The sequence below is a fragment of the Pseudomonadota bacterium genome (assembly GCA_038533575.1).
Lineage (GTDB): Bacteria > Pseudomonadota > Alphaproteobacteria > Rhodobacterales > Rhodobacteraceae > Shimia_B.
On the sequence record JBCAYL010000004.1, the window covers coordinates 45,264 to 66,095 of the forward strand.

The 20,832-nt window shown below is 66.6% G+C and carries 29 protein-coding genes and 1 tRNA gene; 13 read left to right on the plus strand and 17 right to left on the minus strand.

The annotated features are described in order from the left end of the window. Positions 1 to 23: 23 nt before the first annotated feature. The 4 genes from AAFM92_15490 (at position 24) to AAFM92_15505 (ending at position 3,789) form a co-directional block, all read left to right on the plus strand. A complete protein-coding gene (locus AAFM92_15490) occupies positions 24 to 1,499 on the plus strand; it encodes an FAD-dependent oxidoreductase (protein MEL7301781.1) in 1,476 nt (491 codons plus the stop codon). Positions 1,500 to 1,562: 63 nt separating this feature from the next. Continuing rightward, positions 1,563 to 2,993, plus strand: coding sequence for a HAMP domain-containing sensor histidine kinase (locus tag AAFM92_15495; GenBank protein MEL7301782.1), 1,431 nt, complete (start codon positions 1,563 to 1,565; stop codon positions 2,991 to 2,993). Next, positions 2,971 to 3,047: transfer RNA gene (locus tag AAFM92_15500), tRNA-Arg, on the plus strand. The genes AAFM92_15495 and AAFM92_15500 overlap by 23 nt, the downstream gene beginning before the upstream one ends. Before the next feature lie 208 nt (positions 3,048 to 3,255). Next, positions 3,256 to 3,789 (plus strand): cold shock domain-containing protein, encoded by a 534-nt coding sequence (locus AAFM92_15505; protein ID MEL7301783.1) that lies wholly within the window; start codon positions 3,256 to 3,258, stop codon positions 3,787 to 3,789. Here the strand turns inward: AAFM92_15505 and AAFM92_15510 are convergent. Beyond that, positions 3,786 to 4,595, minus strand: a complete 810-nt coding sequence (locus AAFM92_15510; GenBank protein ID MEL7301784.1) for a division plane positioning ATPase MipZ — start codon at positions 4,593 to 4,595, stop codon at positions 3,786 to 3,788. The two genes, AAFM92_15505 and AAFM92_15510, sit on opposite strands and share 4 nt — an antisense overlap. 175 nt (positions 4,596 to 4,770) lie before the next feature. Here AAFM92_15510 and AAFM92_15515 point away from each other — a divergent pair, with 175 nt between their 5' ends. Both AAFM92_15515 and AAFM92_15520 read left to right on the plus strand, forming a co-directional pair. Further along, the gene (locus AAFM92_15515; GenBank protein ID MEL7301785.1) at positions 4,771 to 5,454 is read left to right on the plus strand and encodes a DUF2461 domain-containing protein; all 684 of its coding nucleotides are present in this window, start codon (positions 4,771 to 4,773) and stop codon (positions 5,452 to 5,454) included. Between the two features lie 30 nt (positions 5,455 to 5,484). Next, positions 5,485 to 6,435: an MBL fold metallo-hydrolase gene (locus AAFM92_15520; protein ID MEL7301786.1), complete on the plus strand. Its 951-nt coding sequence runs from the start codon at positions 5,485 to 5,487 to the stop codon at positions 6,433 to 6,435. Between the two features lie 86 nt (positions 6,436 to 6,521). Here AAFM92_15520 and rpmE read toward each other — a convergent pair whose 3' ends face one another. The 13 genes from rpmE to AAFM92_15585 all read right to left on the minus strand — a co-directional run bounded on the left by rpmE (position 6,522) and on the right by AAFM92_15585 (position 14,186). Beyond that, positions 6,522 to 6,743, minus strand: coding sequence for a 50S ribosomal protein L31 (rpmE, locus tag AAFM92_15525; GenBank protein ID MEL7301787.1), 222 nt, complete (start codon positions 6,741 to 6,743; stop codon positions 6,522 to 6,524). Between the two features lie 5 nt (positions 6,744 to 6,748). Beyond that, positions 6,749 to 7,123: a 50S ribosomal protein L19 gene (gene rplS / locus AAFM92_15530; protein ID MEL7301788.1), complete on the minus strand. Its 375-nt coding sequence runs from the start codon at positions 7,121 to 7,123 to the stop codon at positions 6,749 to 6,751. A gap of 263 nt (positions 7,124 to 7,386) precedes the next feature. Continuing rightward, a complete protein-coding gene (gene trmD, locus AAFM92_15535; GenBank protein MEL7301789.1) occupies positions 7,387 to 8,154 on the minus strand; it encodes a tRNA (guanosine(37)-N1)-methyltransferase TrmD in 768 nt (255 codons plus the stop codon). Next, entirely contained in the window at positions 8,154 to 8,660 is a 507-nt protein-coding gene (rimM, locus tag AAFM92_15540) for a ribosome maturation factor RimM (GenBank protein MEL7301790.1), read from the minus strand. The genes trmD and rimM overlap by 1 nt, the downstream gene beginning before the upstream one ends. Further along, positions 8,657 to 8,818, minus strand: coding sequence for a hypothetical protein (locus tag AAFM92_15545; protein MEL7301791.1), 162 nt, complete (start codon positions 8,816 to 8,818; stop codon positions 8,657 to 8,659). Before AAFM92_15545 ends, rimM begins: the two co-directional genes overlap by 4 nt. Positions 8,819 to 8,825: 7 nt before the next feature. Further along, positions 8,826 to 9,245 carry a 30S ribosomal protein S16 gene (gene rpsP / locus AAFM92_15550; protein MEL7301792.1) on the minus strand — a complete coding sequence of 140 codons (420 nt, stop codon included), beginning with the start codon at positions 9,243 to 9,245 and terminating at the stop codon, positions 8,826 to 8,828. A 13-nt stretch (positions 9,246 to 9,258) separates the two neighbouring features. Beyond that, a complete protein-coding gene (locus tag AAFM92_15555; protein ID MEL7301793.1) occupies positions 9,259 to 9,558 on the minus strand; it encodes a chorismate mutase in 300 nt (99 codons plus the stop codon). Continuing rightward, a complete protein-coding gene (locus tag AAFM92_15560; GenBank protein MEL7301794.1) occupies positions 9,555 to 10,124 on the minus strand; it encodes a GNAT family N-acetyltransferase in 570 nt (189 codons plus the stop codon). Before AAFM92_15560 ends, AAFM92_15555 begins: the two co-directional genes overlap by 4 nt. Further along, positions 10,121 to 10,633 carry a GNAT family N-acetyltransferase gene (locus AAFM92_15565; protein ID MEL7301795.1) on the minus strand — a complete coding sequence of 171 codons (513 nt, stop codon included), beginning with the start codon at positions 10,631 to 10,633 and terminating at the stop codon, positions 10,121 to 10,123. The genes AAFM92_15560 and AAFM92_15565 overlap by 4 nt, the downstream gene beginning before the upstream one ends. After that, on the minus strand, positions 10,630 to 11,142 hold the full coding sequence (locus AAFM92_15570) for a GNAT family N-acetyltransferase (GenBank protein ID MEL7301796.1): 513 nt from the start codon (positions 11,140 to 11,142) through the stop codon (positions 10,630 to 10,632). Before AAFM92_15570 ends, AAFM92_15565 begins: the two co-directional genes overlap by 4 nt. Before the next feature lie 109 nt (positions 11,143 to 11,251). Then, positions 11,252 to 12,751 carry a signal recognition particle protein gene (ffh, locus tag AAFM92_15575; protein ID MEL7301797.1) on the minus strand — a complete coding sequence of 500 codons (1,500 nt, stop codon included), beginning with the start codon at positions 12,749 to 12,751 and terminating at the stop codon, positions 11,252 to 11,254. Between the two features lie 314 nt (positions 12,752 to 13,065). Further along, complete coding sequence (locus AAFM92_15580) at positions 13,066 to 13,410, minus strand: DoxX family protein (GenBank protein MEL7301798.1); 345 nt, start codon at positions 13,408 to 13,410, stop codon at positions 13,066 to 13,068. A 194-nt stretch (positions 13,411 to 13,604) separates the two neighbouring features. Further along, positions 13,605 to 14,186, minus strand: a complete 582-nt coding sequence (locus AAFM92_15585; GenBank protein MEL7301799.1) for an NAD(P)H-dependent oxidoreductase — start codon at positions 14,184 to 14,186, stop codon at positions 13,605 to 13,607. Between the two features lie 122 nt (positions 14,187 to 14,308). Here AAFM92_15585 and AAFM92_15590 point away from each other — a divergent pair, with 122 nt between their 5' ends. Together AAFM92_15590 and AAFM92_15595 are read left to right on the plus strand one after the other, a co-directional pair. After that, complete coding sequence (locus tag AAFM92_15590) at positions 14,309 to 15,184, plus strand: LysR family transcriptional regulator (GenBank protein MEL7301800.1); 876 nt, start codon at positions 14,309 to 14,311, stop codon at positions 15,182 to 15,184. Next, positions 15,181 to 16,119: a DMT family transporter gene (locus AAFM92_15595; GenBank protein ID MEL7301801.1), complete on the plus strand. Its 939-nt coding sequence runs from the start codon at positions 15,181 to 15,183 to the stop codon at positions 16,117 to 16,119. The genes AAFM92_15590 and AAFM92_15595 overlap by 4 nt, the downstream gene beginning before the upstream one ends. On the opposite strand, the gene AAFM92_15600 is transcribed toward AAFM92_15595, so the two are convergent. After that, the gene (locus AAFM92_15600; protein ID MEL7301802.1) at positions 16,116 to 16,451 is read right to left on the minus strand and encodes a metalloregulator ArsR/SmtB family transcription factor; all 336 of its coding nucleotides are present in this window, start codon (positions 16,449 to 16,451) and stop codon (positions 16,116 to 16,118) included. The two genes, AAFM92_15595 and AAFM92_15600, sit on opposite strands and share 4 nt — an antisense overlap. A gap of 253 nt (positions 16,452 to 16,704) precedes the next feature. On the opposite strand from AAFM92_15600, the gene AAFM92_15605 reads away from it, so the two are divergent. The 5 genes from AAFM92_15605 (at position 16,705) to AAFM92_15625 (ending at position 19,263) form a co-directional block, all read left to right on the plus strand. Next, the gene (locus AAFM92_15605; GenBank protein MEL7301803.1) at positions 16,705 to 17,010 is read left to right on the plus strand and encodes an AtpZ/AtpI family protein; all 306 of its coding nucleotides are present in this window, start codon (positions 16,705 to 16,707) and stop codon (positions 17,008 to 17,010) included. Beyond that, positions 17,003 to 17,761, plus strand: coding sequence for a F0F1 ATP synthase subunit A (locus AAFM92_15610; GenBank protein MEL7301804.1), 759 nt, complete (start codon positions 17,003 to 17,005; stop codon positions 17,759 to 17,761). Before AAFM92_15605 ends, AAFM92_15610 begins: the two co-directional genes overlap by 8 nt. Positions 17,762 to 17,841: 80 nt before the next feature. Then, positions 17,842 to 18,078: a F0F1 ATP synthase subunit C gene (locus AAFM92_15615; protein ID MEL7301805.1), complete on the plus strand. Its 237-nt coding sequence runs from the start codon at positions 17,842 to 17,844 to the stop codon at positions 18,076 to 18,078. A gap of 74 nt (positions 18,079 to 18,152) precedes the next feature. Further along, the gene (locus AAFM92_15620) at positions 18,153 to 18,683 is read left to right on the plus strand and encodes a F0F1 ATP synthase subunit B' (protein ID MEL7301806.1); all 531 of its coding nucleotides are present in this window, start codon (positions 18,153 to 18,155) and stop codon (positions 18,681 to 18,683) included. Between the two features lie 4 nt (positions 18,684 to 18,687). Then, positions 18,688 to 19,263 carry a F0F1 ATP synthase subunit B gene (locus tag AAFM92_15625; protein MEL7301807.1) on the plus strand — a complete coding sequence of 192 codons (576 nt, stop codon included), beginning with the start codon at positions 18,688 to 18,690 and terminating at the stop codon, positions 19,261 to 19,263. 72 nt (positions 19,264 to 19,335) lie between these two features. Here AAFM92_15625 and AAFM92_15630 read toward each other — a convergent pair whose 3' ends face one another. Together AAFM92_15630 and AAFM92_15635 are read right to left on the minus strand one after the other, a co-directional pair. Next, positions 19,336 to 20,103, minus strand: coding sequence for an FCD domain-containing protein (locus AAFM92_15630; GenBank protein MEL7301808.1), 768 nt, complete (start codon positions 20,101 to 20,103; stop codon positions 19,336 to 19,338). Between the two features lie 49 nt (positions 20,104 to 20,152). After that, a complete protein-coding gene (locus tag AAFM92_15635; GenBank protein ID MEL7301809.1) occupies positions 20,153 to 20,806 on the minus strand; it encodes an OmpA family protein in 654 nt (217 codons plus the stop codon). Positions 20,807 to 20,832 lie beyond the last annotated feature (26 nt).

Consider the following 20,832-nt stretch of genomic DNA (forward strand, 5'->3'; position numbering starts at 1 on the left):
TCCTTTCGTCAGGACCCCGACCCATGACCGACCAATCCAAGATCGACACCGCCACCGCCACCGCTCCCCAGGCCAAGAAAGAGAAACTCACCGCCGACCTCCTCATCATCGGCGCAGGCTCCGGCGGACTCTCCGTCGCGGCCGGTGCCGCGCAGATGGGCGCCAAGGTCATCCTGCTCGAAGGCCACAAGATGGGCGGCGACTGCCTGAATTACGGCTGCGTGCCCTCCAAGGCGCTGCTGGCCGCCGGCAAGCAGGCCCACGCCATGGAAACCGGCAAGCCCTTCGGCGTGAGCCCGGTGATGGCCGAGGTCTCCTACCCCGCCGCCAAGGATCACGTGGCCGCCACGATCGCGGAGATCGCCCCGATGGACAGCCAGGAGCGCTTCGAAGGCTTCGGCGTGCAGGTGATCCGCGAATACGGCCGCTTCACCGGCAAGGACAGCGTGGAGGCGGGCCCCTACGAGATCACGGCGCGCCGGATCATCGTCTCCACGGGCTCCGGCCCCCTCGTGCCCCCGATCCCCGGGCTCGACACGGTGGAGCACTACACGAACGAGAACATTTTCGATCTCCGCGAGAAGCCCGAGCACCTCGTGATCATTGGCGCGGGGCCCATCGGGCTCGAAATGGCGCAAGCCCATCGCCGGCTCGGCTGCCAAGTCACCGTCATCGAGGCGGGCAAGGCGCTGGGCAAGGACGACCCGGAGATCGCGGAGATCGCGCTTAGGAAGATGCGCAGCGAAGGCATCGAGATCATGGAAGGCGCCGCCGCCGAGGAGGTCACGAACGCCACGGGATCCGTCACCGTCAAGACCTCGCAGGGCGACGTCACGGGCACGCATCTCCTCGTGGCCGTGGGCCGCAAGGTCAATGTCGACAAGCTCAACCTCGAAGCCGCGGGCGTCACCTACGATCGGCGCGGCGTGAAGGTGGGGGCCGATCTCCGCTCGGTCACCAACAAAAAGGTCTATGCCATCGGCGATGCCGCGGGCGGGCTGCAGTTCACCCACTTGGCGGGCTACCACGCGGGCATCGTCGTGCGCTCCGCCGTCCTCGGCCTGCCGGCAAAGGCCAAGACCGACCACATCCCCTGGGCCACCTACACGGACCCAGAGATCGCGCAGGTGGGCCTCACCGAGGCGCAGGCGATCAAGAAGTACGGCAAGATGAACGTCTTCGTCGCGCGCTGCGAGACGGGCGAGAACGACCGCGCCGTGGCCGAAAACGCGGGCGACGGCCTCATCAAGGTCATGGTCGTTAAGGGCCGGCCCGTGGGGGCCTCCATCGTCGGCAAGCAGGCGGGCGAACTCATCGCAATGTGGGCCATGGCCATTGGCAACAACCTGAAAATGACGGCAATTTCGAACACCGTCCTGCCTTACCCGACGCTTTCGGAGATTAACAAACGGGCCGCGAGTGCCTATTTCTCCCCAAAGCTCTTCGGGAGCGACAAGGTAAAGACAGTGGTGCGCTTCGTGCAGAAGTGGCTGCCCTGACGGGAGACAGCGACGGTGAACACCCTTTCAGGACGCTTCCTGATCCTGACCATCATCTTCGTGATGTTGGCAGAGGTGTTCATCTTCGTCCCCTCGATCGCGAGGTTTCGCGAGGATTTCCTGCTGCAAAGGATCGAGCGATCGCAGATCGCGTCGCTCGTCCTCTTGGCGGAAGACACCATCACCCCCAATCTCGAGACCGAGCTTCTGGAGAATGCCGGCGTCTACAACGTCGTGCTCCGGCGCGACGAGGCCCGCCAGCTCGTGCTCTCCTCGCCCGTCATCCAGCCGATCTATGCCACCTACGACATCCGCGACCCAGGCGCGTGGGAGCTCATCCGCGATGCCTTCATTTGCCTCTTTGACACCGAAGAGCGGGTGATCCGCGTCATCGGGAACCCCACGCAGGAGGCGGGCCTCCTCATCGAGATCACCATGGGCACGCAGGAGCTGCGCTCCGCGATGATCAATTATGGGCTCACGATCCTGGCGCTTTCGGCGGCGATCTCGATCTTCACGGCGGTGCTGCTCTTCGTGGCGGTGCAGCGGCTCCTCGTGGTGCCGATCAAGGGCGTCGTTTCGGCCATGCGCCGCTATTCTCGCGCGCCCGAGGATGCGCGCAACATCATCACGCCGGGCGCGGGCGTGCGCGAACTGCGCCAAGCCGAGGACGCGCTCCTGCAGCTTCAGACCGACCTGACGAGCTCGCTCAAGCAGAAGGACCGGCTGGCCCAGCTCGGCGAGGCGGTGGCCAAGGTCAATCACGACCTGCGCAACATCCTGACCTCTGCCCAGCTCTTCACTGACCGCATCGAGACATCCGAGGACCCGCTGGTGAAGCGGCTCGCGCCCAAGCTCGTGAATTCCATCTCGCGAGCGGTGAGCCTCTGCGAGGCGACGCTGACCTTCGGCAAGGCCGACGAGGCGCCGCCCAAGCTCGCCCGTTTCGGGCTCGAGCCCTTGGTCGAGGACCTGATGGAGAGCGAGCGGCTCGCCGCTCAGAGCGAGGTGGCCTTCGTGGCCGATATCCCGCAGGGCATGATGCTCCGGGCCGATCCCGAGCAGCTCTACCGTGTCATCGGAAACCTGTCGCGCAATGCCCGGCAGGCGCTGGAGCAGGTGGGTCAGCCTGGCATGATCACGCTGAGCGCCTGCGAGGACGAGGAATACTGGTGGATCCGTGTGAGCGATGATGGCCCGGGCCTGCCGCCGAAGGCACAGGAGAAGCTCTTCACCCCCTTCGCCGGGGGAGCGCGCAAGGGCGGATCCGGGCTCGGCCTCGCCATCGCCGCCGAGCTCATCCGCGGCCACGGCGGGGAGCTCAAACTCGAAAAGACGGGCCCCGAAGGCACCGTTTTCTCCATCTGCCTGCCCAAGGCGGAGGCCGCGCAGGAGATCACCCTAACGGGGGTGAAACTGGCCAAGAATGGGGTTGCAAATGACGGGGGCGACGCGTATCCCGCCGCCTCACGGACTGGTAGCTCAGTTGGATAGAGTACTTGACTACGAATCAAGGGGTCGGGGGTTCGAATCCTCCCCAGTCCGCCACTTCTCCTGAAAATGACACGCTGAAGCGGCCACGCGGCTGAGTTGCGTGAGACGCGTTTCGCTCGACGTCATTCCCGCTAGGGTTGAGCGCTTACCTATAAATTGAGCAACAATCCCGCGTTCAATCAGTGATCGTTGACTTAACGTAAGGTCAGGCGCACCCTTCTGAGCACGGGACTGGGAAGCAAGCGTAAAGGGGCTTCCTCAAGTGGAACAGACGGATGAGCGCATCGTCCGTGGCGTTGTAAAATGGTTCGATCTTGCCAAGGGATTTGGTTTTGTAATTGCCGAGGACGTAGCACAGGACGTGCTCCTGCACGTGAATGTAGTGAGGAAATCTGGGAGGCCCTCGGTGGCCGCCGGCGATGGTGTGACCCTGTCGGTGGGATCAACGGCCAAGGGCTTTCAGGCCATAGAGCTCCTCGAGGTGACCTCCGCGGTCGAAAGCGGCGGTGACGCTGTTCCAAACGACGTGGACCCGAGCGCCGAACTCCTGCCCGCCCGGCTCAAGTGGTTCGACAAGGCGAAGGGCTACGGATTTCTCAATGTTTTCGGCACCGAAGAGGACGTGTTCGTCCATGTCGACGTGCTGCGCGCCGCCGGGCTCCTCGATGCCCAGGTGGGCGAGGCCATGTGTGCCGTGCTGACCCACGGGGCCAAGGGTGCCGCCGCGCTCTCCGTACATCCATGGGAGGCCGCCGAGGGCTGGAAACACGCGCAGACCGCCGCCGCGGCCAGCTAGAAGTCCACCGTCACGTCCGGCAGATTGAGCGCCTTCACGAGATCGCGTACCTCCTGCCGCGCGGCCACGTTGGAGATATTGAGCCGCGCCACGCCCACGTCGCGCAGATCAAGCAGCGTCAGCCCGCGCGGGAAGAGCTCGCGGAAGATCACACGCTCCGAGAAGCCCGGCACATGGCGAAAGCCGATGCGCCGCGCGAGCTTGTCGAGTGCCGCGCCCATCTTCTCCTTGTTGAGCATCTGCTGCGCACCGAGGCGGTTACGCACGACGACCCAGTCGATCGGCTCGAGGCCCGCCTGCGCGCGCAGCTGCCGCGCCTGCCAGACCATCTCGGAATAAACGGACGGGCCGAGGATCTGCTGCCCGTCCGGGTCCACCTTCGCGAGGAGATCGAAATCAACGAAGCTGTCGTTGAGCGGGGTCACGAGCGTGTCGGCCAACGAATGCGCCACCTGGCTCAGCCGGGTATGAGAGCCCGGGCAGTCGATCAGGATGAAATCGCTATCCTCCTCGAGGAGGGCCACCGCCCCCGCCAGCCGGTGATCGAAGACATTCTCGCCCTCGGGCACGGTGGCGGGGTCGATCTCCGGCAGCGGGGCGTAGCGCGGCGTGGGCAGCGAAAGCCCTTCCCGCGCGCAGTAGGTCCGGCGGTTCTCGGTGTAGCGTCCGAGGCTCTTCTGGCGCAGATCGAGGTCGATCACGCCGACACCGTGCCCCATCCGCGCGAGCGCGGTCGCCACGTGCATGGAGGTCGTCGACTTGCCCGAACCGCCCTTTTCATTGCCGACAACGATGATGTGCGCCACGGGGTTCGACCTTCTGCTTGCGGGTTAGGGGGACCATATGTTGTGGCTCTGGTGGAGGAAAGGGGCACAATCGCCGTCTTTGCCCGGTGTTGCCGGATTTCTGCGCGCGGGCGCATGGTCCTTGCCGTGACTTTTGTCAGCCCTGCGCCACCTCCTCTTCAAGGGAGGGCCGAGAATGACCGATCACGCGCTGCCGAAGGCCGCCTTCGATCTCCTTGCCGGTCTGGAGGCGCACAATTCCAAGGACTGGTACGATGCCAACAAGGCCGAGTTCGAGGCCGCGCTCCGCGTGCCCTTCGCAGGCATACTCGAGGCGGTGACAGCGCGCCTCGAAGGCTCGATTTCCCCGCTCATCGGCTCGAAGAAGACCATGTTCCGGCAGAACAGGGACATTCGCTTTTCCAAGGACAAGAGCCCCTACAAGACCAATGTCTCGGGCCTGCTCACGCCCACCGGCACCAAGTCCGAGATGGCAGGCATCCTCTACCTGCATCTCGATTCCAGCGGCGGCTTCATGGCCACGGGCTTCTATCAGTTTCCCACCGCCAAGCTCGGCCTCATCCGCGACCGGATCGTCGGCGATCCCAAGCGCTTCCAGTCCATGCTCGACAGCCTCGCCGCCCACGACCTCGCCCTCGACATGTCCGCCTCGCTCACCCGCATGCCAAAGGGCTATGCCGAGTACGAAGACCATCCCCATGCCGCCTACGTGAAGCTCAAGAACTTCCTCGTCATGCAGCCCCTGACCAAGACGGCCTGGACGAGCGGCGCCGTCGTGGACGAGGCCAGCCACCTGGCCCTCGCATCCGCCGATTTCCTCGGCTTTTGTGCCACCGCGCTCCTCAAGGATCCCGCGTGAGCCTCTTTACGACCTGAAAGGACCCAGCCCATGACCCTCACCCGACGCCAATTCGGCACGCTCGCCGCGACCTCGCCGCTGGCGGGCTTCGTCCACGTGGCCAGCGCCAATGCCGCGGGCCATGCCGCGCCCGCGCAGCCCGCGCTCTACGACATGCCCCTGGGCAGCTACCGCATCACCGCGCTTCTCGATGGCGTGGCGCCGCTCGGTCGGGGCTTCTTCTTCGGAGATGACGCCGCCATCGACGCAGCCGCCGCCGCGGCCGGCCTGGGCGACCTGCTGCCCGCGCCAGTGAACGCCTATCTGCTGCAATCGGACGACCGCACGATCCTGATCGATGCGGGGATGGGCGCGCTAGACGTGCTCGGCCCCGGCTTCGGCCGCATGGGGGCCGCGCTCGCGGCGATGGGGCTGGGTGAGGCGGATATCGACACCGTGCTCGTCACCCACATGCATCCCGATCACGTGGGCGGCCTCCTCGGCGAGGGCGGCGCGGCCTTCTCGCAGGCGGAGGTCATCGTCTCAGAAGCCGAAGTCGCCTTCTGGTCGGACGCGTCCATGCGCGCGGCGGCCCCGGCGGAGGCGCAGGGCCTCTTCGATCTCGCCGCCGGGGTCATCGGGGCCTATGGCGACCGTCTCACGCAGGTGGCCGACGGGGCCGAGGTCGCTCCCGGCATCACCCTCATGGTGTCTCCAGGTCACACGATGGGCCACGGCCTTCTCATGATCGATGGCGGGGACGCGCAGGTGCTCATGGTGGCCGATACGCTGCATTCCGCGGATGTGCATACCGTGCTGCCCGACACCGGCTTCGGCTTCGACACCGACCCCGCGCTCGCTGCCGAGAGCCGACGCCGCGTCTTCGACATGGCCGCCGCCGACCAGATGCTCATCGCGGGAAGTCACGTGCATTTCCCGGGCTTCGGGCGCATTCGCGCCGAGGGCGGAGCCTACCGTTACGCGCCGGCCACCTGGCTCTGAGCACGGCGCCGCAGGCCGGTCGCAAAGGGTGAGGCACAAAAAAGGCGGCCAAAGAGGCCGCCTTTTCGAATTCTGCAGGGCGTCGTTTAGAAGCCGAGCCCTTCGTACTTCTTCTTGAACTTCGAGACGCGGCCGCCGGTATCCATGAGCTTGGCATTGCCGCCGGTCCAGGCCGGATGCACGGAAGGGTCGATGTCGAGCGAGATCTGGTCGCCGTCCTTGCCCCAGGTGGAGCGCATCTTCACGATGTCGCCGTTCGTCATCTTGACGTCGATGAAGTGGTAGTCGGGATGGGTATCTTTTTTCATCTGACTTACGCTTTCTTCGGCTTGTAGGTGGTGTCTTCCGCGATCCGGGCGGACTTGCCGCGACGCGAGCGCAGGTAATAGAGCTTGGCACGGCGGACGCGGCCGCGGCGCACGACGGTGATGCTATCGATGTTGGTGGAGTGCAGCGGGAAGACGCGCTCCACGCCTTCGCCGAAGGAGATCTTGCGCACCGTGAAGGAGCCGGCGATGCCCTCGCCGTTCTTGCGCGCGATGCACACACCTTCGTAATTCTGGACGCGGGTCCGGGTGCCTTCGGTCACCTTGTAACCGACGCGCACGGTATCGCCCGCCTTGAAGTCTGGGATGTCTTTCCCGAGGGCGGCGACTTGTTCCGCCTCGAGGGTTGCGATGAGGTCCATCTGGCCTCTCCTTTCCATGTGACGACGCGGTTTGCCCGCGGATGAGTTTGTTCTTTGCTGCGCGGCACGTCCCCGCAAACGACCGAAGCGCCGAGTCACCCCGGCGCCGCGATGTGGCTGCTATACGGAGCGCGGTCGCGCGTGGCAAGGGCGGGATGCCTCTGGCGGCCCTCCGGGGGGAGTATTTTGGGCCAATGGAAGGCGGAACAGATCCCTTCTTCCACTGGCTCCAAATACTCCGGGGAGTGTGAGGGGCTGGCCCCTCACTCCTTGCGGTGCAGCTTGTCCCAGAGGTCGGGGCGGCGCGCCTTGGTCAGCGCCTCGCTCTGCTCCCGTCGCCAGGCCGCGACCTTGCCGTGGTCGCCGCAGGTCAGCACGTCGGGGATCGTGCGGCCCTGCCACTCGGCGGGGCGGGTGAAGTGCGGATGCTCGAGGAGGCCCGCGCTGTGGCTTTCCTCCTCGGTGGACGCTTCGTTACCGAGGACGCCCGGCAGGAGGCGGATGCAGGCGTCGAGCAGGACCTGCGCGGCGAGTTCGCCGCCGGTGAGGACGTAATCGCCGATGGACACTTCCTGCATCCCGTAATGTGCGATCGCGCGCTCATCGACGCCCTCGAAGCGGCCGCAGAGAACAGTACAGCCGGGACCGGCGGCGAGGTCGCGGGCCATGGCCTGGCTGAACGGCGCGCCCCGGGGCGACATGTAGAGGATCGGGCCCGGCCCCGCGGCGGCCTCCACCGCGCGGCCCACGATATCGGCGCGCAGCACCATGCCCGCGCCGCCGCCCGCGGGCTTGTCGTCCACGTTCCGGTGCTTGCCCTCGCCGAAGAGCCGGAGATCGGTGGTGTGGAGCTGCCAGCGGCCCTCCTTGAGCGCCTTGCCGGTGAGCGAGGCCCCGAGAACGCCGGGAAAGGTCTCGGGAAAGAGCGTGATGACCCGCGCGGTCCAGGCGCCCGCGATCTCTTCGCGCTCCATGAGCGCGCGAGGCTCTGCAGTGGCGCGGATGGATTTGCGCCCGTGGGAGAGCGCCATCAGAAGACGCCCTCGGGCGGGTCCGCCACGATCCGCTGTGCCCCGAGATCCACCGTGGGCACGGCCTCCTGCGTGAAGGGCAGGAGCACCGTCTCCGAGGAGCCGGGCAGCTTCACCTCGAGGATGTCCGTGGCCCCGTGGTTGAGCACGGCCTTCACGGTGCCGAGCGTGCCGCCGCCGGGATCGACGACGGCAAGCCCGATGAGGTCGGAGTAGTAGTACTCGTCATCCGGCAGCTGGGGCAGGGCGGCGCGCTCCGCATAGAGCCGCGTGCCCTTGAGCGCATCGGCGTCCTCTTTGGAGCGGACCCCGGAGAGGCGACCGATGAGGCCCTTATCGACCGCACGGTCGATCTGGACGGTGAAGCGCCGCGCACCCGCCTCATCGCTCAACGCGCCGTAATCGCCCAACGCCAGCGGGTCCGCGCAGAAGCTTTTGAGCCGCACTTCGCCGCTCACGCCAAAGGCGCCGGCGATCGCGCCCACGCAGACCCTGTCTTCGGTCATTGGATCACCTCTTCGAGCATCTCCCGCGCGGCGCAGGTGAGCCAGGGCCCCCAATCCGCTTCCACGGCACAGGTCTCGCGGGCCTCGGCGCGCTCGTAGGTGAGCCCCGCGCCGAAGGCCACGCTGACCAGGATCGCCGACCGGATGAGCCGCAGCATGGGGTGCTTACTCCTCTGCCGCTGCCTCTGCGGCCGGTGCCTCCTCGGCGGGGGCTTCCTCAGCCGGTGCTGCGGCGGCTTCAGCGGCTGCTGCAGCCTTTGCGGCCTTCTCCTCGGCGCGCTCCTGGGCTTTCTTGCCGGGCTTGGCTTTCTGCGGATTGTTGCGCTCCGTCTTGTCGCGGGCGCCGGCGGCCTCGAGCATGCGGGCGATCCGGTCGGTGGGCTGCGCGCCCTTGCCGAGCCAGTACTCCACGCGCTCCATGTCCATCTTCACGCGGTCCTCGCTGTCCTTCGGGAGGAGCGGATTGTAGGTGCCGAGCTTTTCGATGAAGCGGCCGTCGCGGGGCATGCGACTGTCGGCGGCGACGATGCGGTAGAACGGGCGCTTCTTGGTGCCGCCGCGGGCGAGACGAATTTTCATGGCCATGGTGTGATTTCCTTCAGGTTCTGTCTTGGTGTGTTTTGTGGTGCTGAATGACTTCAGCGATGATGAAGTTCAGGAACTTCTTGGCGAATTCGGGATCGAGATCCGCGCGCTTCGCCAAATCTTCGAGCCGTGCGATCTGCGCGTCTTCGCGCGCGGGATCGGACGGGGGAAGGTCGTGCTGGGCCTTGAGCACGCCCACGGCCTGGGTGTGCTTGAACCGCTCGCCCAGCGTGTAGACGAGGATCGCGTCGAGGCGGTCGATCGACTCGCGGTGGCCCTTGAGGATCTGGGCGGCTTTCTCGGCATCGCTCATGACCGGGCCTCCTCCTTGATGTAGCGGTAGGTGACGGTGTCGTCGGCTTTCTCCGCATCCGTGTCGCGGGTGCCGCCCAGGCGGGTGGCCAGCGCGATGGAGCGCGTGTTCTCGTGGTCGATATAGGAAACCAGCGTCCTGAGCCCGAGCGCGCTGAAGGCGTAGTCGCGCGCGGCTGTGGCGGCCTCGAAGGCAATGCTTTTGCCCTCGGCCTCCGGCAGGAACATGAAGCCAAGCTCTGGTTCGTCATCGCCCGGCTCGAAGCCGATGAGGACGAAGCCCTGGACCTCACCTTCCGCTTCGACCGTCCAGATGCCGTGGCCGCGCAGGATCCACGTCGCGACGAGCTGGCCAAAATCTGCCCAGGCGTGGTCACGACTGGGGATCTCGCCGTAGATGAAGCGTGCCGAGGGCTGTTCGGCGATCCGCGCATAGGCCGCGAAGTCTTCGATCCGAGGCGCGCGCAACGTCAGGCGCTCCGTCGTGAGAACAGGTACGAGGGCCTGCATGGCGTCCGCCAACACCACGGAGGGCCCGGTGGCCGGGAGCTCGTGAGGCAACGTCATGCCAGCGCCTCCGGCCCCGGGTGGCGCCAGATGTTCATGGTGCCGTAGACCTCGTGGGTGAACGGCCCCTCCTGGGTGCATCCCATCCGTCGCGCCAGCGCTGCGGACGGGCCATTGCCCTCGGCCACGAGGCTGATGACGGTGCTCCAGCCGAGCGTCCCGTAGGCCCAGTTGCGCGTGGCCAGGGCGGCCTCGGTGGCGTAGCCCTTGCCCTCATGGCCGTTCATCAGGTCCCAGCCGAGCTCGGGCTCGGGCCAGCCATGGGGGTTCCACGGGCCGACCAGGCCCACCATCTCGCCTGTTTCGGTCAGCTCAACCGCGAAGCGGCCATAGCCGCGCAGCGTCCAGTGGCCGATCTCGGCGGCCAGCACGCGCCAGCTCCGCTCCGCAGTCAGAGGACCCCCCACGAAGGACGACCGGTCATCCGCGTAGAAGTCGGCAAGCGGCGCGAAGTGGCGTGCGCCGGGCGCGGTGAGCGTGAGCCGTTCGGTCTGGAGGGTCGGGATCATGCCGCCGCCTCCGGGTGCATGTAGACGAGGCAGGGCCCGGTGGAGGGATGCGCGGCCGCGGGATCGAGCCGTGCGCCCATGCGTTCCGCAACGGCGATGGAGGCGGCATTGCCCTCCGCGATGTAGCTGACCACGCGCGTCCAGCCGAGTGTGTCCCGCGCCCAGCCGAGCGCGGCGCGTCCAGCCTCGGTGGCAAAGCCATGGCCTTCATCCTCGGCGCGCCAGATGTGCCAGCCGATCTCATGGTCGGCCCATCCTTCGGGATACCACGGGCCGATGAGGCCGATCGCGCGGTCCTGGTCCTTGCGAATGACGGTAAAGAGCCCGTAGCCCCGGAGGTTCCAATGGCCGAAGAACATCGCCGCCTTGCGCCAGCTGTCGGGACGCGGCGCCGGGCCGCCGACGAAGCGGCTGCGATCGGTCTCGTAGAAGTCCTGCACGGCGGACAGTTCGCTGCCATCGGGCTTGCGCAGGATCAGGCGCTCGGTTTCGATGAAGAACTTGGTCATGCGATCATTCCGCGCCGCGCTTGACCCGGGGCTAGACACAGGGCCTCACGCTCACCTGAAAGAGCGAGGTCCCGGGTCAAGCCCGGGACGGGGAGGGCATGCGTCGCCGTCACTTCTTCTTCCCGAACCCGCTGAGACCCGGGGGCAGGGCGGGCCCGCCAAGGCCGGGCAGACCGCCCGCACCGGTGCCACGGGGCATCGCGCCCATCTTGCCCATCTGCGCCTGCGCGGCGGCGATCTCCGCCTCCGACGGTCCGCCCTTCATGCCGAACATGCCGCCGAGCTGCTTCATGAGGCCCTTGCCGCCCTTGCGGCCGAGCTTCTTCATCATGTCCGACATCTGGCGGTGCTGCTTGAGGAGGCGGTTGAGCTCCTGCACTTCGAGCCCCGCGCCCTTGGCGATGCGCTTCTTGCGGGACGCCTGGAGGAGCTGCGGATTGGCGCGCTCCTTCTTCGTCATGGACTGGATGAGGGCGACCTGCCGCTTGAGCATCTTGTCGTCGATGCCGGCCTCGGCCATCTGCCCCTTCATCTTTCCGACGCCGGGCATCATGGACATCATGCCCTCCATACCGCCCATCTTCATCATCTGCTCGAGCTGCATCTTGAGGTCGTTCATGTTGAACTGGCCCTTCTGGAAGCGCTTCATCATGCGCTCGGCCTGTTCCTGCTCGACGACTTCCTGCGCCTTCTCCACGAGAGAGACGATGTCGCCCATGCCGAGGATGCGGCCCGCGATGCGCTCGGGCTCGAAGGTCTCGAGCGCGTCCATCTTTTCGCCGAGGCCGACGAACTTGATGGGCTTGCCCGTAACCGCGCGCATGGAAAGGGCCGCACCGCCGCGCCCGTCGCCATCCATCCGCGTCAGCACGACGCCGGTGATGCCGATGCGGTCGTCGAAGTTCTGCGCGGTGTTCACGGCGTCCTGGCCGGTGAGGCCGTCGACGACGAGGATGGTTTCGCGCGGGGTGGCCACGTCGCGGACCTGCTCCACCTGCGTCATCAGCTCTTCGTCGATCGAAAGCCTGCCCGCTGTGTCGAGCATGTAGACGTCATAGCCCCCCATCGCGGCCTGCTGCTTGGCGCGCTTGGCGATGGCGACGGGGTCCTGTCCCTTCACGATGGGCAGCGTGTCGACCCCGATTTGGGTGCCCAGGATCGCGAGCTGATCCATGGCCGCCGGGCGGTTAACGTCGAGCGAGGCCATGAGCACGCGCTTGCCTTCGCGCTCGCTCAGCCGTTTGGCGAGCTTCGCCGTCGTCGTCGTCTTACCGCCGCCCTGGAGGCCCACCATGAGGAGCGGCGCGGGCGGGTTATCGATCTTGAGCGACCCAGGCTCTCCTTCGCCTGCAAGGACGTGGACCAGCTCGTCATGGACGATCTTGACGACCTGCTGGCCCGGCGTGACCGATTTCGTCACGGCCTGCCCGGTGGCCTTCTCCTGAACAGCCTTCACGAAGTCCCGCGCCACGGTGAGCGACACATCCGCTTCGAGCAGAGCCACCCGCACCTCGCGGAGCGCGGTCTTGACGTCGTCCTCGCTCAGTGCGCCCTGCTTCGTCAGCCGGTCGAAGACGCCAGAGAGGCGGTCTGACAGATTCTCGAACATGGGCGCAGCCCTCCGTGATGATGCGTCTGGGCCCTATGTGAGCCCTCGGCGGCGAATTCCAAAGGCCCAATGCAGAACGGCCCCCACGGGCGAAACTCGCTGGTGGGGGGCGATCCTGGCCGGAGCCTGAGGACCGGAAAGCACACAACTCTCCGGAATTGGCGGCGCGTATGGCCCAAGGCGTGCCCCGCGTCAAGCGCCGCGCCCGCCCGGTCAGGCAACGATCGGGGCCGAGCCGCAAGACGTCGGGCGCGCGGGCCCGCCTTCTTTGTGCACCGTACCTCGGGGTCCGGGGCAGAGCCCCGGTTCCACCCTCACCTCAGGCGCGGGACCCAGTGCAGCGCGCTGAGCACAAGCGTGGCGATGAGCAGAAGGATGAGGTGGGCGAAGGGCAAGCTCGTGAAGGTCGTGATCGCGGAGAGCCCGGTCACCATCGTGCCCGTCAGCACCAGCGCCGCCCAGCGGGCCGTGAGCGCAGGCCAGAGCGCCAGCGCGCCGAACGTCTCCACGGAGCCCGTCACGAAGCGGATCCACTGCCCGAAGCCGAGCTCGGCATAGAGCATCACGTCCCGCGGATCGCCCGTGAGTTTGCGCAGGCCATAGTAGAGGAAGGCGAGGGAGAGGAGCGCCGTCAGCGCCAGTCGGGTCGGTCTCAGCATGGGAGCGGACATAAGGCAGCGCGCTGAAAAAGCGACAGCCCGCGGCGGAGGGAGGGCGCGCCGCGGGCTGTCTGGTTTGCGTCCTGCGTTGGGAGGGTCGATCCCGCGGACTGCGTGTCTGTTGTTACGGATGTGGGGAGCGCTGTCGAAGGTTCCAGCTTTGTGACAGCGCCCTCACGGGGGCCTGAAGCGTGTTACGCCGCAAGCGCCTCCACCCGATCATTGGCCGATTTCAGGCTCGCCTCAGCATCGAGCGCCATCTGGTCGGCGGCGACGAGCTCCACGTCGGTGATCCCGATGAAGCCCAGGGCGAACTTGAGGTAACCCGTGGCGAAATCGATCTCGGAGCCGACCTTCGTGCCGCCCGAGGCGGTGACGATTATGGCGCGCTTGCCCTCGAGGAGGCCTTGCGGTCCGGTGTCGGTGTATTTGAAGGTGATGCCGGCGCGCGCCACCTGGTCGATCCAGGCCTTCAGAGCGGCGGGGATGCCGAAATTGTAGATCGGTGCGCCGATGACGAGCGTGTCGGCCGCCATAAGTTCTTCGATGAGCGTGTCCGAACCCGCGAGCGCGGCTTTCTGCGCGGCGCTGCGCTCGTTCGGCGCGGTCCAGTTGGCCGCGAGCCAGCCTTCGTCGAGGAGGTCGATCCCGTCGCTGAGGTCGCGGGTGATGACGCGCTCGGCGCCGAGGCGGGCCGTGACCTTCTCGGTGAGGTCGCGGGTCACGGAGCCTTCCTTGCGGGCGGAGGCGTCGATGCGGAGGATGGTCTGTGCCATGTCGGTGTGTCCTTGGTCGGCAGGGCGATGCGCCCCGGGATGCGCGATATTTGCTCCCTCTTGTCGCGCACGCAATCTGCGAATATAGACCTCTCATGTGAGGATTTGCACATGAGGCTTCCATGGATAATTGGGACGAAGTGCGCACCGCCTTCCAGGTGGCGCGGCTGGGGACGGTGAGCGGCGCGGCGGAGGTTCTGGGCGTCCACCACGCCACCGTCATCCGCCATATCGACGCGCTCGAAGGCAAGCTCGGCGTGAAGCTCTTCCAGCGGCACGCGCGGGGTTACACGGCCACGGAGGCCGGCAATGACCTCCTCCTCGTCGCGCAAACCACCGATGACCAATTCGCCCAGCTCGCCGGCCGTCTGAAGGGCCGCGGCGCGTCCGTCACGGGCGAGCTCGTGGTGACCTCGCTGGCCACCTTCTCGCCCATGCTCGCCCCGGTGCTCGCGGCCTTCCGCGAAGAGCATCCTGAGCTCACCGTGCGCTACCTCACCGGCGACCGGCTCTTCCGGCTGGAATACGGAGAGGCCCACGTCGCTATCCGCGCGGGGGCGGCGCCCGATCAGCCCGACAATGTCGTGCAGCCCTTCGTGCGCCAGGGCCTCGCGCTCTACGCTGCCGATTTCTACAAGGAGCGGCACGGCCTCCCGAAGGATGAAAGCGAGTTCAAGGACCACTTCTTCGTAGGCCACGACCAGGAGACGCGCGCGCCCTTCAACATGTGGCTGCGCGATCACGTGCCCATGGAAAACATCGTCTACCGCACTGCAGACAACCGCTCCAACGAGGACGGCGTCGTGGCGGGGGCGGGGATCGGCTTCCTGCCGGTGAAGGTGGCCGAGCGCTACAGCAATCTTACCATGGTCACCCCGCCGCGCCCGGAATGGAGCGCACCGCTCTGGCTCGTCACCCATGTGGACCTGCACCGCACCGCAAAGGTCCAGAGCTTCCTCGCGTTTCTCAAGGAGGCGGCCAAGAGCTGGGAGGCATGAGCGAGGCGCACTGCGGCCACCTCGCGATGCTGGCCTTTTCGGCGCTCGTAGCGGGCTCATTCGCGCTGGGCGCGCAGGCCGCGAACCTTCTCGATCCCGCGGCGCTAAACGCCGTGCGCTTCGTCATCGCCGCCGCCGTCATCGGAGTGCTCGGTCTCGCCACGGGCGCGTTCCGGCCGGGCGATGGCGCGGCGCCTTGGCGCTACCTCGTGCTCGGCGCGCTCTTCTCGGCCTATTTCTACCTCATGTTCGAGGGCCTGAAGACGGCGCCTCCCGTCTCGGCGGCGGCGGTCTTCACGCTAACGCCGCTGATGGCGGCGGGCTTCGGTTGGGTGCTGCTCCGGCAGCGGACGACGGGCCGCATGGCGCTGGCTCTGGCGCTCGGGGCAGCGGGCGCGCTCTGGGTTATTTTTCGCGCGGATCTGGCCGCGCTGCTTGCCTTCGAGATCGGCCGAGGCGAGGCGATCTACTTCTTTGGGTGCCTGGCGCACGCGGTCTACACGCCCATGGTCGCGCGGTTGAACCGCGGCGAGAACCCCATCGCCTTTTCCTTCGGCACGCTCCTCGCCGGCGGTCTTCTCCTCGGCCTCTTTGGCGCGCCGGAGATCCTCTCGGCCGAGTGGGGCGCGCTGCCATCGATCGTCTGGATCACGATCCTCTACACCGCCATCGCCGCCAGCGCGGCGACCTTCGTGCTCCTGCAATACGCGACGCTGCGCCTCCCGTCGGCGAAGGTCATGGCCTACACCTACCTCACGCCGAGCTGGGTCATCCTCTGGCAGATCGCATTGGTGGGCGACGTGCCCGCGCCGCTCGTGCTGGGCGGCGTGGTCCTGACGGCCACCGCGCTCCTCATGCTCCTCAAGAGCGAGGCCGCCCCGCCGTCGGATGGACGAGAGGATCTCGAGGGCCTCGGAGCGGGCCCCCGCTCCTAGCTTTCGGCGGGGGCGTCCGGCAATTCGCGGGCGAGGAAGGCCTCGAAGGCCTCCAGATTGACCGCCTCGAACTGGCCAAAGCTCTGCATCCACACGGATGCGTCGCGCAGCGCGTCCGGCTCGAGCTTGCACCACTTCACCCGGCCCCGCTTTTCCTGGCTGACGAGGCCCGCGGCGGTTAGGACGCCTAGATGCTTGGAAATGGCGGCCAGCGACATCTCGAAGGGCTCGGCCACGTCGGTGACGGCCATGTCGTCCTCCAAGAGCATCTGGAGGATCGCGCGGCGCGTGGGATCGGCGAGGGCAGCGAAGACGGTATCGAGACTGGCCATGGGGCGGCGTAGCCCGGCGCGGGCGGTCGGATCAAGCTCCGGGCCCCGATCCTCAACTGATTGGTTGAATCTTCCGCGCCGGACCTCCGGCGGTGAGGCGTGGCCGATCGTGATCAATGGCTCGAATAATCTGTTTTATTTCCGTAACTTGCCGGCGTCTCCCCGGCCCGTCACCCGCAATTGACTTCACCAGCCCCGTTGCATACCACCTCCGCGAGTTCCGCAGGAGGCTCCGGTGAGCGACGAAAAGCGCATGGCTGAGCTGGAGGCGCGCCTCGCAGCCGCCAAAGCGCGTCACGAGGCCGAGCCGCCCCGCGGAGACGAGCACTATACGATGGCCAATGTGGCCTGGCGCATGGTGATCGAGCTGGTGGCGGGCATCGTCGTCGGTTTCGGGATTGGGATCGGGCTGGACAGCCTCTTCGGCACTACGCCGATCTTCCTTATCCTGTTCATATTGTTTGGCCTTGCGGCGGGCATCAACGTGATGATGCGCACTGCCAAGGAGGTCCAGGAGAAGCAGGCGGCCGAGGCTGCCAAGGAGAACGCGGATGGCTGACGGCACGGAGGGCGGTGGTCTCTCGATCAAGCCCATGGATCAGTTCGAGGTGAAGTCGCTCTTCGGCGCGGGCGACGGTGGCATCGGCATGTTCACCATCACCAACGTCACGCTCTGGATGGCGCTGGCGGTGGTGGCGACGGTGCTGACCTTCGTGGTGGCCACGCGGGGCCGCGCCGTGATCCCGAGCCGCGCACAGTCTGTCGCCGAGCTCTTTTACGGCTTCGTGCACAACATGGTCGTCGATGTGGCGGGCAAGGACGCTGTGAAGTTCTTTCCCTACATCATGACGCTCTTCGTTTTCATCTTCTTCGCGAACTTCCTCGGGCTCATCCCGATGAGCTTCACGACCACCTCGCACATCGCGGTCACGGCCGTCCTCGCGCTCGGCGTCTTTCTGACGGTCACCATCGTGGGCTTCGTCAAGAATGGCGCGGGCTTTCTCAGCCTCTTCTGGGTCTCGGCCGCACCGCTGCCGCTGCGCCCGGTGCTCGCGATCATCGAGATCATCTCTTACTTCGTGCGCCCGGTGAGCCACTCCATTCGTTTGGCCGGCAACATGATGGCCGGTCACGCGGTCCTGAAGGTGTTCGCGGGCTTTGCCGCGGCGGGCATCGCATTCGCACCGGTTTCAGTGATCGCCGTGACGGCGGTCTACGGGCTCGAGGTGCTGGTATCGGCCATCCAGGCCTACGTCTTCACCATTCTCACCTGCGTGTATCTCAAGGACGCACTGCACCCGCATCACTAAGGTTCGGTGCGCGGCTCGCGCACCCTACGATTAACGGCGGACAGCCCGCCAAGGACTTCCAAGCTCAAGGAGATAAGGACATGGAAGGCGATATCGCACAAATGGGTCAATTCATCGGCGCAGGCCTCGCAGCCATCGGCTCGGGCGCAGCTGCCATCGGTGTGGGCCACGTGGCCGGCAACTTCCTCGCCGGCGCCCTGCGCAACCCGTCCGCCGCCGGCGGCCAGACCGCAACGCTCTTCATCGGCATCGCATTCGCAGAAGCGCTCGGGATCTTCTCGTTCCTCGTCGCTCTGCTCCTGATGTTCGCCGTCTGATACTCCGTCCTTTGAGCTGCCCCGGCCCCTCGATGTAGGGTGTCGGGGTGACCTCATCCTGCTAGGAGGACAGCATGGCTGACGAAGCCACCGCGGCAGAGGGCGCAGCAAGCAGCCCGGGCATGCCGCAACTCGATTTCTCGACGTTCCCGAACCAGATCCTTTGGCTCGTGGTGACGCTCGTCGTGATCTACTTCATCCTGGCGCGCGTGGCGTTGCCGCGGATCGGGGGCGTCTTGGCCGAACGTGCCGGGACGATCACCAACGACATCGCCGCGGCGGAGGAGTTGAAATCCCGCGCCGCCGACGCCGAAGAGGCCTACAACAAGGCCCTCGCCGATGCGCGCTCGGAAGCGCAGAAGATCGCCGCCAAGACCAAGGCAGACATTCAGGCGCAGCTCGATAAGGAGCTCGAGAAGGCCGATGCCGAGATCGCGGCCCGCACGGCGGAAAGCGAGAAGGCCATCGCCGCCATCCGTGAAAGCGCCGTTGAGAGCATCGCCGAGGTTGCACGCGACACCGCGGGCGAGATCGTCTCGGCCCTGGGCGGCAAGGCCGACGAGAAGGCCGTGAGCGCTGCTATCGACGACCGGATGAAAGGATAAAGCCATGCGCAAGCTTCTGATCCTCGCCGCCATGGTCGCTGCGAGCCCGGCCCTCGCCTATTCGGAGAAGAACCCCTTCACCGCCCGGTTCTGGTCTCTCGGGAACAGTGACTTCGTCGTCGCGATCTCGTTCTTCGTCTTTATCGGCGTTCTCGTCTACTTCGGCGTGCCGAAGCTCCTGATGAAGATGCTCGATGACCGCGCCGCGGGCATCAAGTCCGAGCTCGACGAGGCCCGCGCGCTCCGCGAGGAGGCGCAGGCGCTGCTCGCATCCTATGAGCGCAAGCAGAAAGATGTGCAGAACCAGGCCGATGACATCGTCGCCAATGCGCGCGAGGAGGCCGAAGCGGCCGCAGAGCAGGCCAAGGCCGACATCTCGCGTTCCGTGGAGCGGCGCCTCGCCGCCGCTGAAGAGCAGATCGCCTCTGCCGAGGCCGCAGCCGTGAAAGAGGTCCGGGACCGCGCCATCGCTGTCGCCGTCGCTGCCGCGGGCGACATCATGGCCAAGGGGCTCTCTGCCGCCGAGGCCAACAAGTTCATCGACGCAGGCATCGCGGAGGTGGAGGCGAAGCTCCACTGAGCGCGCTGAGCATGAATTCAAAAGGCCCTTCCTCGCGCCGCGGGGGAGGGCCTTTCTTTTGTGCGGGGGGCGTCAGCGCGTCTTTTCGTGCTCGAGCCGCTGGCGCGCGATGGTCTCGTGGCGGAGTGCCAGCCGGTGATCGCGCAGGCAGCTTTCGACATAGGCGAGGTGGTCTTCGACCGCTTTCCGCGCCCGGGCTGCATCACGCTCCTGCAGTGCCGCGTTGATGGCGCGGTGCTGGGTGAGAAGCTTCGTGCGCGTGGTGCGCTGGGCGAACATGATCTTCCGGTTGTAAAACACCCCTTCGCGGAGCAGCCCGAACATGGAGCGCATCATGTGCAGCATGACGGTGTTGTGCGAAGCCTCGATGATCGCGAGGTGGAACTCGGCATCGAGCGCCGCCTCGTCCGCGCCGCTGCGCTTCTTGTGCGCGACTTCCATCTTGTCCATGACCTCCGCGATCACGGCGAGGTCCGTTTCCGAGGCGCGGCGGGCCGCGCGTTCGGCAGCCAGCCCCTCGAGATCACGGCGGAAGGACAGGTAGTCGAAGACAGCCTCGTCGTGGCGCTCGAAGAGGCGCACGAGGGCGGGAGAGAAAGCGGGCGTGAGGACGTCGGCGACAAAGACCCCGGCCCCCGCGCGGCTCTCCACGAGCCCGTCCTCCGCGAGGCTCGCGATGGCCTCCCGGAGCGACGGCCGCGAAACCCCCAGCCTGTCGGCAAGGTCGCGCTCCGCCGGAAGCCGCTCTCCCGGCCGCAGGATGCCGCGCAGGATCAAGAGCTCGATCTGCGTGACAACGGCGGCGCTCAGGCGCTCGGACTGGATCTTTTCGAAAGGCATGGCGTCACTCCGGCGCCGAGTATCGGACGCGGCGCCGGAGCGTGCAAGTTCACGCGGTCGGGTTGATGACGATATCGACCCGGCGGTTCTGCCGCTTGCCCTCGGGCGTGAGGTTGTCGGCGATGGGCTGGCTTTCGCCGCGACCCAGCGAGTTGATCCGGAAGCCCGCCACGCCGTTCTGCTGGAGGATACCGGCCACGGAGGCCGCGCGGCGCTCCGAAAGGGCCTGGTTGAACTCGGCGGTGCCGTCGCTGTCGGTGTGGCCGATGACGGTCACGGTGCTGTCGGGGAAGCGCTGGAGGTTGGCCGCGAGGCTGCGGATGTCTCCCTGCAGATCCGGGCGCAGCGTGGCGCTGCCGCTGTCGAAGAGAATGTCCTGGGGCATGCGCACGATGAGCTGGTTGCCCTGGCGGATCACCACGACCTGACCGGAGAGCTGCTGCCTGAGAGCGGCCTCCTGTCTGTCCACCTGCTGGCCGATGACAGCGCCCGCGCCCGCGCCAACGGCGGCCCCGATGATCGCGCCGCGCGCCTCGTTGTCGGAGGTCGCCGCGCCGAGGATGGCGCCGGTCACGGCGCCGGCGAGCGCGCCCTGCTGCGTGCGGTTCTGATCGGGGGCGGCGGGGTCGAAGGTGGCCGGGTCTGTGCAGGCCGCCAGCGCAGTGAGCGAAAGGGCGGCGATGAACATGGGTGCTTTTGGCATGGAGGGTCTCTTTGATGGACAAATGC